Raw genomic sequence first — 15186 nt, 5'->3', positions numbered from 1 at the left:
TCGCAGACAAGCTAGGATTAATAAAAAGGATTATTTGTTGACTCACCCTGTCCCTCAGCATTTTTCGAGGAAATTTTCGGTGAAGAATCTGAAGATACATGTGTATCTTTAGACTTGATATGTGACATCGCCTCGCTTGCAGCCTCTTTAGAAAGCTCCATCGCCCAAGGCGCGTAAGGCAAAAGTGTTTGGACAAATTTGGATTGTCTCCAATATGGAGAGCTTTCAACCCAAGACCCGACACCTTGCATCGTAATCAGAACAATTAACAACCCTTTTAATGAACCAAAAGCACCGCCGGCTAATCGATTCAAAGGCCCGAGTTTTAAACTCTTCAATATGTTATTCAGTAATGCCGTGACTATCCACGTCAAAACCACAATAACCAATACAATAAATGCAAAAGCTGCAATTTTTTGAACCACTGGATCTTCACTGAGTGAGACCATCGAAGGTGCTAGAACGCTTGCAAATTTAGCACCAACAATCAGCGCTAAAATCCATCCTATCAAGTTCGCAAAGGCTTTAACAAATCCTTGACGCAAACCGTTGAGCCCTCCAATGAGCAATACAATCAATATGAAGATATCAATGGCATTCATGTTGTTTTCATTGCAGAGACGCAGTCTTGAATTAAGGTTGGTCCTATATAGATGAGGCCACTATAAACTTGTACAAGGTTTGCCCCTGCATTTTGTTTTGCAAGCGCCTGCTCACCCGACAAAATCCCACCCACACCAATCAAAGGAATCTGACCTTTTAAAACCTCAGCAAAGGCTTTTAAACACGCTGTACTTTTCTCAAACACAGGCGCACCAGATAAACCACCCGCTTCATCACTAAAAGGTAAGTTTTCCACCCCTTCACGAGACAAAGTCGTATTGGTCACAATCAACCCATCAATTTTAAACTGAAGCAGTTGTTTCGCAATAAATTGAATATCTTCCGCTTCCAAATCCGGCGCAACTTTCAGCACCAAGGGTACATAATGCTGCTGCTCTTCAGCCAACTCTAACTGACGTTTTTTCAGCGTCTCTAGTAGCTCGGTTAAAGCATCACCACTTTGCAAACTACGCAGGTTTTTAGTATTTGGAGAAGAAATGTTGACGGTAATATAAGACGCATAGTTATAGACTTTTTCTAAACAAATGAGATAGTCATCTACTGCTTTTTCGACTGGGGTATCCGCATTTTTACCGATATTAATCCCCAAAACACCTTTAAACTTTGCCGCTTTGACATTTTCAATCAGTTGATCCACACCAGCGTTGTTAAAACCCATACGGTTAATAATGGCTTTAGCTTGTGGAATACGGAATAAACGCGGTAGAGGATTGCCCTGCTGTGGACGCGGAGTAATGGTTCCAATTTCAATAAAACCAAACCCTAGACCTGCCAGTGCGTCAATATAAGCACCATTTTTATCTAGACCAGCAGCCAAACCTACAGGATTGGGGAACTCGATGCCCATACATGTCACCGGTTTAGCCGCTATATTTTGACGCATTAAGCCTAGCTTATGCGTTGATTTCAATAGCGATAGTGTTAGCTCATGTGCACGCTCTGGTGCTAAAGTAAACAACAAAGGGCGGGCAAGAGAATACAACATATCTGTAAAAGTCTACTGCTTTTTAAGTCGCCATATTATAGGCATAGCCTCGCTAAAACACCATGCTTCGTCTGGCTTTATTTTTAGCGATTATTTAACGCTAGCCGATAATTTAATCTGCCCTGCATCTGAGACCAACTCCATTTTTTCAATACTCAAACCATTTTGCGTTAGTTGGGTCAAAAAGTTGGCCAACACCACATAGTTTGCATGGCTTACCACCAACTGAATTTGTTCAGCATTCTGCTGCGAAGCAACCGACAAACCTTGCTGCTGTGCAATACGCTGGATCTGTTCCATCGGGGTTAGTTGACCATCTGAGCTCGATTTCATGGTGACTGCATTGCTCTGCATCCATGTCATGGTTTCTTTGAGCTGGTTCACGCGTTTTTGCTGTTTCTCTGCCGCAGCATGGGTATACCAAAGTGCAGCCCCTATCGAGCTCACCAATACGAAAATGAGCAAGAAGATGGCTAATACACGGTCGCGCGGTGTAAGACGATCAAAATAAGTACTGATCAGCTCTAAACGCTGATCCACAACTGTTTGTAAATTTTGCATGGCTTTCATTATTGTATTTTCACCATTCCAATTGCCCCACCCGTGGTCGGCTGAATATTACCTAACTCAACCTGAAAACCCTGTTGATTAAGCTGCTGAGTGAGTGTTTGTAAAGCCTCTGCCGAATTGGCTTTAAGTTGCATATTTAGGCTATTCGCTTCATACACCACCTGATTCGCCACAATTTGCTGTTGCATGAGCACAGGCCCAACGCGACTCAATAAAGACAAAGCTTGCGCATCCGCTTGTTTATTCATCTTCAGTTGATATTCAAACTGGCTTCGCAGGGTTTGCTCGGTCACAGGATAGTTCGCACCAAACCAATATTTAAATTGATCGACCGCCTGAACAGCCACTTGCTCTGCAAGCTTTTTATTTTGATACCAACGCGTCGCATCATAGGTCAATTGCGTCACAATCAATGCAGCCAATACCGCTGCACAGGCTTTCCAATAACCCGTTGAAACATGTTGCTCTCTCACCTTCGGCAAAAGATTCCATGGATGTTGTTTTGCTCTTGGCAATGCCGCCCATTCATAATGGAAAGACTCAAGCTGCTCCTGCGTCACACTGGCGTTTAAGCTATGCATGTGCGAAGCACTAAAGTTACAAATTTTATATTTTTGATTGGCTGCTTGATAATCTAAAAATACAGCAAGATCATCAATTGATCCGCCCAACCAAGTATTAGAGCGAAATAAGAGTCGCTCTTCAATACAACCCAAGATTACCTGCTCTGCGTCAGGTACAGGCAAAATCAGAAAATCAGGCAATAGACTGACTAGCTTCACAGGAATCAAACTCAAGGCATGCTGCAAAGTCTCTAAACGATGCTTTGAGATACCCAAAACAGTGAGTTGCTCAGGCGCTTGAAAGTGATGTAATACTTTCATCTGTTCGATTGAGCTCAATGTATATTCTTCCAGCAAATACTTCACACCTTCAGCCCCCAACTGCTTGTATTGGGCCTTAGGCATATTTTGCTGAATAATTTGCACATCACGGCTTGGAAAGAAAACAGTTGCTTCCTCACCATGATGCGCTTGTATATCTTGGATCAATTGCTCAAGTGTATGAGCAGATTGCCATCTTTCGCCTATAGACCAGTGCCATGTTCCATCGGCTTCGGGCATCCAAATTTGCAACATGTATTATATTCTGCCGTTTTAATTGGTTTTTATATGCTAGGTATAAATGCTTTTGTTTGTGTCGACAAGCCTTCCGCGATAACTGCTTGCTCATAAATCCGCGCTTCGGCCAAAGCATAAGGATTGAAAAATTCTGTCACCAAAATCGAGGCCATATGCGCCACCACATTCATATGGCACACCACCACAATAGACTCATACGGCAAATGTGATAACCATTCCACAGCCGCTTTTGCATCATCATCTGGCTTAATAGTATTGCAAATTACAACAGGCACATCCACAAAGTGCTCTTTAATGTGCGCCAATGTTTCTTGTGCACGCAGCAATGGGCTAACCACAAAGACATCAGGTTGAATCCGTGACTTTAAAAAGTCAGCAGTTTGCTCTGCCTGTGCATGCCCACGTTCAGTGAGTGGGCGTTTAGTGTCATTCCCCATGATCGGTGGTGCAGCTTCGCCATGACGGACCAAAGTCAGTTGCATAAAAAATCCTTATTCAAATCCTGATTATTTTAATTAATTTTTATGACAATTCAGTCATTCTACCCACTTAAACGCTCATTTTATTTCGTTTTTTAAGTGACTTTAAACCTCATGATGCGGCAAAACAAACTCCACATCACTGCGGTGCCCATTTTTCATTAAGGATAATGCAATTGTCATTGGTGGCGCATTTTCAAAAATAACACTGTATAAAGCGCTAGTAATCGGCATATACACATCTAGCTCTTCAGAACGTGCTTTGACTTGTACAATGGTGTTAATGCCTTCTGCTGTTTGTCCCAATTCAGTGGTCGCCTGTTCCAAGCTCTTGCCTTGACCCAGTGCAAAACCGACTTGATAGTTGCGACTCAGTGGACTGCTACACGTTGCAAATAAATCACCGACACCAGACAAACCTAAGAAGGTCAGTGGATTTGCTCCTAACTTCACAGCAAAACGACTCATTTCCGCCAAAGCACGAGTCAAAATCATACTCTTGGTATTTTCACCGACTTTGTATGCAGCAGCCATTCCCATCGCAACCGCATAAATGTTTTTAAGCGCACCACCGAGTTCTACACCATGCACATCATCACTGGCGAAAACACGGAACAAGGCACTATGCAAAGCTTGTTGTACAGCGTAACGCACTAAGTCAGACTGGCTTGCAATCACTGTTCCCGCTGGTTGTCCTGCCACAATTTCCTTGGCCAAGTTTGGCCCAGATAACACGCCATAAGGCACTTCTGGTAGCTCTGAGCGAATAATGTCACTCATAAAACTAAAGGTCTTCGCTTCAATACCTTTGGTCAAAGACACCACTGCTTGCGAAGTAATAAACGGTTTAATTTGTTTAAGGACATCACGGAAAGAATGACTCGGAATCGCCACCAAAATAATGTCGCGATCACGAACCGCCTCTTCTATATTTGAAACTGCCCGTAAACCATCTTCAAGTTTAAAATCGGGCAAATAGCGTTTATTCACATGTGTCGCATTGATATCAGCCGCAACCGCTTCATCACGAATCCAAATCATGGTATCGCAGCCATTACGAACGGCGGTATTCGCCATGGCCGTCCCAAAACTACCGCCACCCAAAACGGTAATACGTAGTGCCGTTTTTTGATCTACTGCTACAGGTTCAACCAAATCTGAAAACTTTAACTCTGACATTATTTTTATATCCTAAAATGGAACTATTGATTCCAATAACTTACATAATCTTGGGTTTGAATTTCGGCACGTGGCGGAATCGCTTTAAATGCCGTACCAATATATAAAATACCTGAGATCAAATCATCTGCGCTGAGGCCTAAAGCCTGTTTGAAATGCACCGATTCCACCACTGCCCCACTACGCCACATGCTCGAAAAACCTTGAGCTTGTAAGGACAAAATAAAATTCTGAATAGCCGCCCCACTACTTAAAGTCTGCTCAAAATTAGGGACTTTCGGATGCGATTGAAATTTAGTCAGTGCCAAAACCAGTAATGGGGCACGAAAAGGATGATTTTTAACACGCTCTAACTGTGCTGACTCAGTCTCACCCAAATCAGCCAAGGCTTGTGACAATAACTCACCAAATGCCTCACGTTGATCTTCAGCAATTACGATAAAACGTGTCGGCTTTAAACGATGATGATCTGGCGCAGTCAATGCGGCTTGAAATGCCCGCTCTAATTGTTCTGCATTGGGAGCAGGCTCGACCAAATGGCCAATCGATTGACGTTGATGCATATTCTGGTGAACGATATCTACCGCGAGTTCCGTCATTAGGCTCTTAATCTTTCATATTAAACAATACGTTTTAGAGTAGCACACTCTGAAAAGTTTGCTCTAGCGCTTCAGTATGAAATACTCAGTTTCGGCAAAACTAATTTTAAAATTCCGAGCACTTTTTAAACTGTTCGATAAGACTGCATTTTTCATACATTTCTTACATGATTCATCCTACAAGCTATGTTCCAATAAACAATGATTTAATAAAACATGACTGGGGTATGAAATGAAAAAGAATATCGCTATAGCTGGAGCAGCAACACTAACACTACTTCTAAGCGCTTGTGCATCGACACCAAGCAACTCTTTAGCGATCCAAAAAGCTGACAATCAATACGAAGTTACGGGTATTGGTAAAACTGCATTGATTGCAAAAAACAACGCCATTGAAGCAGCAGCTAAAACGTGTGGCTCTAAAGCAACGGCGATTGTGAGTGATGAAAAAACCGAATATCAAGGTGCTTTAAAGGGTGTCGTGAGCGATGAAACTGGAAAAATGATCCAAGCAGCCGCTTCTGTACTGGGTTCTATTTCGGGTACAAACTCAGGCATTAATCAAGACAGTGACTATCAAACAATCCTGACTTTTTCTTGTAAAGCAAAATAAAGATGCCATCAAAAAACCGCTCATCTGAGCGGTTTTTTTACGCCAATCACGTCAAACGATTAGCAATAGCCTTCTAAACGTGTCAACGGTAGTTTTTGCCCAATGGCTTTTTCAATTTCGGGTAGATAGAACGCATCATCTTCAGATAAGAAACTAATACTCACACCACGCTTACCTGCACGGCCTGTACGACCAATACGATGTACATAGTCATCCGACTGTTCAGGTAAGGTGAAATTCACCACATGCGATACACCATCCACATGGATACCACGACCCGCAACATCGGTTGCAATCATGATGTTATGTTGACCATTTTTGAATTGATCTAGCATTTTCAAACGTTTGTCTTGTGCAATTTCACCTGACAACATCACCACTTTATAGCCATCACGCTTTAAGTTGTCATAGAGCTTACGCACTTGATCGCGACGATTTGCGAAAATCATCACTTTTTCAATAGGCTCATCGCGCAGAATGTCTTGTAGCAATTTATATTTATCAGACTTTGCGACCATGTACACACGTTGCTCGACGTCCGCATTGGTCTTCTTCTCTGGCTCAATTTCAACAGTTACAGGTTCAAACAACCATTGTTGTGCAAGGTTTAAAACATCGTAACTAAACGTTGCAGAGAACATCAGAGTCTGACGTTGTTCCTTACGCGGTGAGAAACGAACAATACGTTTGACTGAAGGAATAAAGCCCATATCTAATAAGCGATCGGCTTCATCAATCACCAAAAATTCAATCTGGTCGAGCCAAACTTCTTTTTGCTCAACAAAGTCAATCAGACGACCTGGCGTCGCCACCATAATATCGACAGGTTTTTTATCGAGTTGTGCTTTTTGTTTATCAAAGTCAACGCCGCCTAAAAGCGTCACGACATGTAAATCTGAGAATTTTGTGAGTTCTTTCGCATCGCTTTCGATTTGCAGTGCAAGCTCTCGAGTCGGTGCTAAAATCAAGGCGCGAGGTTCACCACGGTAGCGCTGCTCTTGAATTGGGTTATTCAGCAAGTCGTTAATCACGCTCACCAAAAATGCCGCTGTTTTACCTGTACCTGTTTGCGCACGACCAATTGCATCGTGTCCCGCCAAAGTGAATTTTAAAACCTTTTGCTGAATAGGCGTCATATCCTTAAAACCTAAAGCATCAATAGCTCGTTTAAGTTGAGGATGTAAATTTAAGGTTTCAAAACCTGATGACATATAAGTGCGCTCTGACGAAAAATCACGAAAATTGATCTGTAGTATAAACAAAAACGCCCCAATTTACATTGGGGCGTTTTAAAGTACGTTCAGACAATTAGTCTAAAGGTTGTACTTCTTCAGCTTGGAAGCCTTTTTGACCTTTTACAACGCTGAATTCAACGCGTTGGCCGTCACGTAGTGAACGGTGGCCGTCGCCTTGGATTGCACGGAAGTGAACGAATACATCGTCGCCGCCATTGCGTTGGATAAAGCCGAAGCCTTTAGTGTCGTTGAACCATTTAACTACGCCTTGTTCACGAGCTGTCATAAGTTAATCCTCATTGTATCTAAAAGAAGGACCACCCGGTGTTGCAAACAGCAGACCAAACAAGGTTTAAAAATATTTATTATTTCTAAGCTTGTAATCATTCTGTATAACTATTAACAAAATCCCGGTTACATCCATTTGTAAAATAGGCTTTAAAACAATTTATGGTTGTGTTAAATCCCAGTACGCGACGAGCTTAACATGGGTTAAAAACAATTCATACACTTTTTTTTGATTAATCGTCTTTTTAATTCAGCATATTTTTTAACTAGTTATTTGTAATTTTAGATATAGCGACTATAGGCCTATAACACATGAAATATTTGGGTTTTGGCACTGAATTTGCTAATATTTCTACCCACCTAAATGTTGTGAAGCCTGCCTTAGCTATATGAGTGATATCGAACAAAATACCAACATTATTGATGCAATGGGGCAACCATGTCCTATGCCTCTGTTGTTGCTTAAACGCGCACTTAAGAAGAGTCCGGCGCAGCATTTTCTATTAAAATCGTCTGATCCGCACAGTCAGATCGATATCACGCGTTATTGCGAAATCCATCATTTAACTTGCGTTTTGAAACAAATTAATGAGCATGAATTTCACTACTTCATTGAATCTTAATTCTTTTCAATTACACTAAGTCTATTCACATTTGCATAAAAGTTTACATTTCTATACCCAATTTTCCATTATTCAGCGGAAGATTGGATTAAGATAAATTCAATTGTTGGGTAAAAATGAAATCCCTAAGGAGAACACATGAGTGACAGCAGCAATCAATTGATGCCCCTGTCATTATCGGCACCAGGTGTAAACTTGGGCGCTTATATTAGTACTGTCAACCAAATCCCGATTTTGACAGCGGAACAAGAAAAAGAGTTAGCTGAACGCTACTATTATGACCAAGACCTCGATGCCGCTAAACTTTTAGTTATGTCGCATTTACGTTTTGTGGTTCATATTGCCCGCAGTTATGCAGGCTACGGCTTACCTCAAAGTGACCTCATTCAAGAAGGTAACTTGGGCTTAATGAAAGCCGTTAAACGCTTCGACCCAAACATGGGCGTACGCTTGGTTTCTTTTGCGGTGCACTGGATTAAAGCAGAAATTCACGAATATGTGATTCGTAACTGGCGTATTGTCAAAATTGCGACGACTAAAGCACAGCGTAAACTGTTCTTTAATTTACGTAGTCTAAAAAAATCGTCTAAAAAGCTCACTCTAAAAGAAGCACAATCGATTGCAAATGACCTCAATGTAACACCTGAACAAGTGTTAGAAATGGAAGGTCGTTTAACTGCTTATGATGCAGCGTTTGAAGCTCAGGGCGATGATGACGATGATGGTTCAACCCATGTTGCACCTGCGCTCTATCTTGAAGATAACCGCTACGACCCTGCACGTTTGGCTGAAGAAGAAGATTACGAAGAACAGAGCACCAATGCTTTGCATGATGCGATGGAACAACTTGATGACCGTTCGCGTAATATTTTACAGCGCCGTTGGTTAGATGATGAAAAATCGACACTGCACGAACTAGCTGCTGAATATAATGTTTCGGCAGAACGCATTCGTCAGCTTGAAAAAAATGCCATGGAAAAAATTAAAGTGGCGATGTCATCGAACTAAGATGATACCAATACAGAAAAGGGCGAAATGCCCTTTTCTTTTTACCAATAAATGAGGCTTTTTGTCTTTTAACCTTTCTTCAAAATATGCTACTTTGTTGCGCACAGTGATATAAGTAAAGCATTGCATATGTGGATTGCGATTTCAGCGCTGAATTTAGCGTTTGCCGTTATATTAGGTGCCTTTGGCGCACATGGTCTCAAAGCACGTGCTACTGAAGCCCAATTGGCTTGGTGGCAAACTGCAACTGATTACTTTTTTTACCATGCGCTTGGTTTATTGGCGCTCGGCATTTTGGCCAAAGTCCTTCCCAAGCTTCCCATCAAAATCAGCTTTTTACTGATTCAAGTCGGCATCTTCTTTTTCTGTGGTTCCCTCTATGTCATGGCATTGGGCTTACCGCGTGGCCTAGGTGCGATTACCCCAATTGGTGGCGCATTGATGATTGCAGGTTGGTTAGTTCTGGCATGGAATGCCATGAAATATGCCAAGTAAACAACTAGAGATAAGTACGATGCAGATTTATTTAAACGGCGAACTACAGCACACCGAATGTAAAAACCTGCTTGAGTTGGTGCAAACTTTTGCACTTGAAGGCAAACGTTTTGCTGTTGAGCAAAATGAAAATATTATTAGTAAAAGTAAATTGGAACACACCCCAATTTGTGCAATGGATCGAATTGAAATTATTCATGCCGTCGGTGGCGGTTAATACGGAGTTCACATGCAAGACAGCCCTCTCATCATTGGTTCTAGATCATTTCAATCTCGTCTGCTGGTGGGCACAGGTAAATATAAGGACCTGCAAGAAACCGATTTGGCCATTCAAGCCAGTGGCGCAGAAATCGTGACGGTTGCGATTCGTCGCGTCAATATTGGTCAACACCCCGACCAACCAAACTTATTGTCCGTGGTCCCACCTGAAAAATACACCATTCTCCCGAATACAGCAGGCTGTTTTGATGCCAATAGTGCCGTGCGTACCTGTATGTTGGCGCGTGAATTATTAGACGGTCATAACTTGGTCAAGCTTGAAGTATTGGGCGATGAAAAAACGCTATATCCAAACATTACCGAAACATTAAAAGCGGCACGTACCTTGATTGACGATGGTTTTGAAATCATGGTCTATACCTCGGATGACCCAATTGTGGCGCAAGAGCTTGAAAGCATGGGCTGTGTTGCCATCATGCCTTTAGGCAGTTTGATTGGTTCGGGTTTAGGTATTTTAAATCCACACACGATTTCTATTATTAAAGAAAATGCCAAAGTGCCTGTGTTGGTGGATGCAGGTGTGGGTACGGCAAGCGATGCAGCCATTGCCATGGAACTCGGCTGTGATGGCGTGTTGATGAATACCGCGATTGCTGCCGCTCAACAGCCAATTTTAATGGCTTCTGCAATGAAAAAAGCAGTTGAAGCGGGTCGAGAAGCATTTCTCGCAGGCCGTATGCCTCGCAAACGTATGGCGAATGCAAGCTCACCAGAAACAGGTTATTTCTTTAAATAATCTTTTAATCTGTTTTAAGCAATAAAAAAGGACTCTTCGTAGTCCTTTTTTATTTATTTCAACATAAAGACAGTATTTTATGCTGACCTAGCTTATAGGGACATGCCGTCGTACTCTTTGATACACTCAATAATATCCATCTTCAAATATCTATAACCATATAAAAATGAGAGGAAACGATGCCCATGCAAAAATGGATCAGACCAACACTCATAGTTAATGCCCTATTTTTCATAACACTCGCAAGCAATGCTTGGGCCAAAGTAGAGGAAAAACCGACTCTCAAAGTAAGTTACCAATCTTTTGTGCCAAAAAACTGGAAGATTTTAGAAAAAGTCCAAGGCGATTTAAACCAAGATGGTCAAGCGGATATTGCCCTGATTATTGAAGACACCAATCCTGAACATTTCGTTAAAAATGATCGCTTAGGGAGTGATGTCCTCAATATCAATGAACGAAAGCTTTTGGTTTTATTGAAGCAAACGCATGGTTATCAACTTTCGGCGACTAATACTACTTTGCCGACAGAAGGTGACATAGAGTCCCCTTGCCTCGCTGATCCACTCGGTGAGACTGAAGCGTTAAGCATTCAAAAAGGTGTGCTCAAAATTCATCTGCACTACTGGCTAAGCTGTGGTTCGTGGTATGTGACCAATCACACGTATACTTTCCGATACCAAGACCGTGCATTTAAGCTGATTGGTTATGATGTCGATGATTTCCACCGTGCATCAGGCGACATCACGGCGCGAAGTATTAACTTTATGACAGGTAAAGTAAAAAATACGACAGGTGAAAATGAGTTTGCTGAAACAACACAACCTGTCAAAGTTCAATGGACAACACTCAAACAGCGCTACGCATTGAAACTCGAACAGGTTCAGTTTAATGAAGCACTGGAGTTTAAACAAACGGAGCGAAGAAAAGCGCGGTCAAACTCATATGCGTAGCTTATTGCGCTTCTAAAATACGAATTTGTACATGAGCAACTGCACCTTCAGTTGCTTGAGCATGTTGCTGCATATTGACACTGTGCATATGTGTTTCTAAATGCTGCATGCTTTCCCATTTTTCATACATCATGATTGAAAACGGTACTTTGGTTTGTAATGCACTCTCAACAGCAGGATGGTCGATATGCACATCATAGAGATGGCAACCAGGCTCTTGTAATACTTGCTCACGGATGTTGTTGAATGAATCAAGAACCGCTTTAAAATCTTGCTCTGAATGACAAATAATTTCAGCAATGACAGTTAACATACTCACATCTCCCAATTAAGCAAAAACTTGCGTCAAATGCTCACGGTACTGTGCCATATAGGCTTCAACTTCAGGTGCTTTAATCACATCATTGACAATAAAAGTCGGTAAGGTTTGCATCCCTAAAAATTGATTGGCTTTGTGAAAAGGTAAATAAACCCCGTCGACCCCAACCCCATGAAAAAATTGTTCAGCGTCGTTAAATGCATCCATTGGCGCATTCCATGTCAACGACAGCATATAGTTTTTATCGTGAATCAAACCGCCTGAACCATATTTTTTTGAAGCGTCCGAACGTGAGCGACCATCATTGGCATACAGACTACCGTGCCCTTCGGTAAAGACATCATCGATATACTTTTTCACAGTCCACGGCGCACCCATCCACCAACCTGGCATTTGGTAAATCACGGTGTCTGCCCACAGAAATTTCTCCACTTCAGCTTTTGCATCATATTCGCTGTCGGCGCGTGTCACTTGAACCTGATGTCCTAAGTCTGACAAGACCTCTTGTGCAAGTTCAGTTAAGGTATCGTTTAACTGACCATTCGAGTGTGCAAAAGTTTTCGCACCGTTAATTAATAAAATATTTTTCATGGGAAGAACCTAAAAGCCAAAATCTATGCAGGCACTATAAAGGCTCTTTTCAGCGCTAAAAAGTAGTTAATCTGCAAAATATTATTGACTAAATATCAACAATAAACTTTAAAGTATAAAAAAAGCGCCTTTCGGCGCTTCTTCAATGCATTAGAATTACGGAATTAGACCTTCATCTCGCATTGCAATTTGTACTGACTGACGTTCAGCCACTTTATTACGGATAAAGATAATATTTTTATATGGTGATAAATCATGTTCGATGCCATTTGACCAATTGGTGAGGACAAATAAATACGCATCTGCGGGGCCAAAATTATCATCGACCAAATAGTCATGATCCGACTCACCAATTTGTTTATCCATATAGCTGAGTAAACGATCAATCTCTGCATAGGCTTTTTCTTTGGCAGCTGCATCTAATGGCGCACCGAAGAAAACAGCATAAGCATCGTGCAATTCAGAATTTAAATAACCTAACCATTCTAAAACTTTGGCACGCCCCAAACCCGATGGCGGAATAAGATCTTGTTTTGGATCATGTTGTGCTAAAAATGGCAAAATGGCTACATTTTCAGTCAGAATCAAACCTGGATTAATCTCTAAAGCGGGTACATATCCTTTTGGATTAATTTCGTAATAATCAGCACCTTTTTCTGTTTTATGTGTTTTTAAATCTACTCGGACTAAATCAAAGTCAACATTAATTTCATTGAGGATAATGTGCGCCGCAAGTGAGCACGCACCCGGTGCATAATAAAGCTTCATATCTGATCCTTGTTATAACTCTATTCTCTGTTTTAAATGGCTTCTAACAAACTTTCAAGTGATCAAAACCTGTAAATTGCAAAAAAGCGTAAACGAAAAATCATTCGTTCGCCTATTGAATATTGTCTAATTCACATTTTTTTTCAAGTACAACAACACTGCAATTTGCAACAGAGTTGTTTTAACATAGCTCCCTTGTCCCTAAAAATGAATTTGATCTGTGATTAGCCTTAAAAAAGATGAATGGTTTTCTAACATTCGTACCGATGTTCTTGCTGGTTTAGTCGTAGGACTTGCACTCATACCCGAATCTATTGCTTTTTCAGCCATTGCAGGTGTCGACCCTCAAGTTGGACTGTATGCCTCCTTTTGTATCGCAGTGAGCATTGCTTTTTTTGGCGGCCGTCCAGCCATGATTTCAGCAGCAACAGGCGCGATGGCACTACTCATGATCACGCTGGTCAAAGAGCATGGCCTACAGTATTTACTGGCAGCAACCATTCTCACTGGTGTGATTCAGATCATAGCGGGTTATTTTAAAGTCGCTAAACTGATGCGCTTTGTTTCACAGTCCGTGGTCTATGGCTTTTTAAATGCATTGGCGATATTGATTTTTGTGGCACAACTGCCCGAATTAAACCGAATGGACAGTATGGGTTATGTCTTTGTAGCCCTTGGCCTCGCTGTCATTTACCTATTCCCTTATATTCCTAAAATAGGTAAAGCGATCCCCTCGCCTCTGATTTGTATTATTGTTCTCACCACTTTGGCGCTGTTTTTAGGTGCGGATATGCGTATGGTCAGTGACTTAGGTCATTTTCCCGATACTTTACCTATTTTTTTACTGCCTGATATTCCACTGAACTTTGAAACGCTCCAGATTGTTTTTCCTTACTCCATCACACTGGCAACCGTGGGCCTGCTTGAGAGCATGATGACCACCACGGTAGTCAATGAAGTTACAGGCACCGAAGGCGACCGTCATCAAGAATGTCGTGGACAAGGCATGGCCAATATTGTGAGTGGTTTTATGGGCGGTATGGCAGGCTGTGCCATGATTGGGCAGTCTGTGATTAATGTCAGCTCTGGTGCGCGTACTCGACTTTCGACCCTAGTAGCAGGTGTATTTCTGCTATGTTTAGTGGTGTTTTTTAAGGATTGGCTAGCTTATATTCCGATGGCGGCTTTGGTTGCCATTATGATCATGGTGGCGTTTACTACATTCCAATGGGACTCGGTTAAAAACATCGCTAAACACCCGCTACAAAGTAATGTAGTGATGTTGAGTGTCGTGATGATTGTCTTAGCCACACATAATCTTGCCTTAGGTGTCTTTGTCGGAGTTTTACTGTCTGCATTATTTTTCATAAACAAGCTGGAAAGTACGGTTCATGTCCAGTCGGAACTACATAACCATACCCGTCGCTATCTAGTAGGCGGTCAAATTTTCTTTAGTAGTTCAGAGAAATTCTTTCAGTTTTTTGACTTTAATGAACATATTCAGAAGGTTGAAATTGAACTCAGTAATGCACATATTTGGGATATGACTTCAGTCCAAATGTTAAATGCTGTAGTTGAAAAGTTTGAAGCCCAAGGTGTTGTGGTCGAGGTGTTAGGCTTAAATGAAGCCAGCACTACCCTCATTGACCGTATCAGCTCATAAAAGGTTTCAAATCATAAACAAATTAAAAGGGCGATGACGC

Annotated in this window: 20 protein-coding genes; 8 read left to right on the top strand and 12 right to left on the bottom strand. The window is 41.7% G+C overall.

Features of this window, described 5'->3' with window-relative positions:
• Positions 1 to 17: 17 nt before the first annotated feature.
• From F986_RS14350 to F986_RS14320, 7 genes are all read right to left on the bottom strand, one after another.
• Complete coding sequence (locus F986_RS14350; RefSeq protein ID WP_004696270.1) at positions 18 to 602, bottom strand: CvpA family protein; 585 nt, start codon at positions 600 to 602, stop codon at positions 18 to 20.
• Positions 599 to 1609: a quinone-dependent dihydroorotate dehydrogenase gene (locus tag F986_RS14345; RefSeq protein WP_004696268.1), complete on the bottom strand. Its 1011-nt coding sequence runs from the start codon at positions 1607 to 1609 to the stop codon at positions 599 to 601. The genes F986_RS14350 and F986_RS14345 overlap by 4 nt, the downstream gene beginning before the upstream one ends.
• Positions 1610 to 1699: 90 nt before the next feature.
• Positions 1700 to 2179, bottom strand: a complete 480-nt coding sequence (gene gspM / locus F986_RS14340) for a type II secretion system protein GspM (protein WP_004696266.1) — start codon at positions 2177 to 2179, stop codon at positions 1700 to 1702.
• Entirely contained in the window at positions 2179 to 3318 is a 1140-nt protein-coding gene (gene gspL / locus F986_RS14335) for a type II secretion system protein GspL (RefSeq protein WP_004696264.1), read from the bottom strand. Before gspL ends, gspM begins: the two co-directional genes overlap by 1 nt.
• A gap of 29 nt (positions 3319 to 3347) precedes the next feature.
• Entirely contained in the window at positions 3348 to 3803 is a 456-nt protein-coding gene (locus tag F986_RS14330) for a SixA phosphatase family protein (protein WP_004696262.1), read from the bottom strand.
• 102 nt (positions 3804 to 3905) lie between these two features.
• Positions 3906 to 4979, bottom strand: a complete 1074-nt coding sequence (locus tag F986_RS14325; RefSeq protein WP_004696260.1) for an NAD(P)H-dependent glycerol-3-phosphate dehydrogenase — start codon at positions 4977 to 4979, stop codon at positions 3906 to 3908.
• Between the two features lie 23 nt (positions 4980 to 5002).
• Complete coding sequence (locus F986_RS14320) at positions 5003 to 5578, bottom strand: nitroreductase family protein (RefSeq protein WP_004696258.1); 576 nt, start codon at positions 5576 to 5578, stop codon at positions 5003 to 5005.
• Between the two features lie 232 nt (positions 5579 to 5810).
• Between F986_RS14320 and F986_RS14315 the strand changes: the two genes are divergently transcribed.
• Entirely contained in the window at positions 5811 to 6191 is a 381-nt protein-coding gene (locus tag F986_RS14315) for a hypothetical protein (RefSeq protein WP_004696255.1), read from the top strand.
• Positions 6192 to 6250: 59 nt separating this feature from the next.
• Here F986_RS14315 and rhlB read toward each other — a convergent pair whose 3' ends face one another.
• Complete coding sequence (rhlB, locus tag F986_RS14310; protein ID WP_004696253.1) at positions 6251 to 7402, bottom strand: ATP-dependent RNA helicase RhlB; 1152 nt, start codon at positions 7400 to 7402, stop codon at positions 6251 to 6253.
• A 97-nt stretch (positions 7403 to 7499) separates the two neighbouring features.
• On the bottom strand, positions 7500 to 7712 hold the full coding sequence (locus F986_RS14305; protein ID WP_004648643.1) for a cold-shock protein: 213 nt from the start codon (positions 7710 to 7712) through the stop codon (positions 7500 to 7502).
• Positions 7713 to 8103: 391 nt separating this feature from the next.
• On the opposite strand from F986_RS14305, the gene F986_RS14300 reads away from it, so the two are divergent.
• From F986_RS14300 to F986_RS14275, 6 genes are all read left to right on the top strand, one after another.
• A complete protein-coding gene (locus F986_RS14300; RefSeq protein WP_004696251.1) occupies positions 8104 to 8337 on the top strand; it encodes a sulfurtransferase TusA family protein in 234 nt (77 codons plus the stop codon).
• Positions 8338 to 8475: 138 nt separating this feature from the next.
• Complete coding sequence (gene rpoH, locus F986_RS14295; RefSeq protein ID WP_004696249.1) at positions 8476 to 9345, top strand: RNA polymerase sigma factor RpoH; 870 nt, start codon at positions 8476 to 8478, stop codon at positions 9343 to 9345.
• Between the two features lie 129 nt (positions 9346 to 9474).
• Positions 9475 to 9840: a DUF423 domain-containing protein gene (locus F986_RS14290; RefSeq protein ID WP_004696247.1), complete on the top strand. Its 366-nt coding sequence runs from the start codon at positions 9475 to 9477 to the stop codon at positions 9838 to 9840.
• A gap of 19 nt (positions 9841 to 9859) precedes the next feature.
• Positions 9860 to 10057 carry a sulfur carrier protein ThiS gene (gene thiS, locus F986_RS14285; RefSeq protein ID WP_004696245.1) on the top strand — a complete coding sequence of 66 codons (198 nt, stop codon included), beginning with the start codon at positions 9860 to 9862 and terminating at the stop codon, positions 10055 to 10057.
• A 12-nt stretch (positions 10058 to 10069) separates the two neighbouring features.
• Positions 10070 to 10855, top strand: a complete 786-nt coding sequence (locus F986_RS14280; RefSeq protein WP_004696243.1) for a thiazole synthase — start codon at positions 10070 to 10072, stop codon at positions 10853 to 10855.
• Positions 10856 to 11040: 185 nt separating this feature from the next.
• Entirely contained in the window at positions 11041 to 11805 is a 765-nt protein-coding gene (locus F986_RS14275; protein WP_004696241.1) for a hypothetical protein, read from the top strand.
• A 1-nt stretch (position 11806) separates the two neighbouring features.
• Here the strand turns inward: F986_RS14275 and F986_RS14270 are convergent, their stop codons facing one another.
• The 3 genes from F986_RS14270 to F986_RS14260 form a co-directional block, all read right to left on the bottom strand.
• A complete protein-coding gene (locus tag F986_RS14270; protein WP_004696239.1) occupies positions 11807 to 12118 on the bottom strand; it encodes a putative quinol monooxygenase in 312 nt (103 codons plus the stop codon).
• A 15-nt stretch (positions 12119 to 12133) separates the two neighbouring features.
• A complete protein-coding gene (locus F986_RS14265) occupies positions 12134 to 12715 on the bottom strand; it encodes an NAD(P)H-dependent oxidoreductase (protein ID WP_004696237.1) in 582 nt (193 codons plus the stop codon).
• A gap of 156 nt (positions 12716 to 12871) precedes the next feature.
• On the bottom strand, positions 12872 to 13483 hold the full coding sequence (locus F986_RS14260) for a glutathione binding-like protein (RefSeq protein ID WP_004696236.1): 612 nt from the start codon (positions 13481 to 13483) through the stop codon (positions 12872 to 12874).
• 220 nt (positions 13484 to 13703) lie between these two features.
• Here F986_RS14260 and F986_RS14255 point away from each other — a divergent pair, with 220 nt between their 5' ends.
• A complete protein-coding gene (locus F986_RS14255; protein ID WP_004696234.1) occupies positions 13704 to 15146 on the top strand; it encodes a SulP family inorganic anion transporter in 1443 nt (480 codons plus the stop codon).
• Positions 15147 to 15186: the final 40 nt, after the last annotated feature.

This window comes from Acinetobacter johnsonii CIP 64.6 (assembly GCF_000368045.1).
GTDB classification, from domain to species: domain Bacteria; phylum Pseudomonadota; class Gammaproteobacteria; order Pseudomonadales; family Moraxellaceae; genus Acinetobacter; species Acinetobacter johnsonii.
The sequence above is the reverse complement of the archived record's forward strand: the minus strand, read 5'-3'. Positions and strand labels throughout refer to the sequence as shown.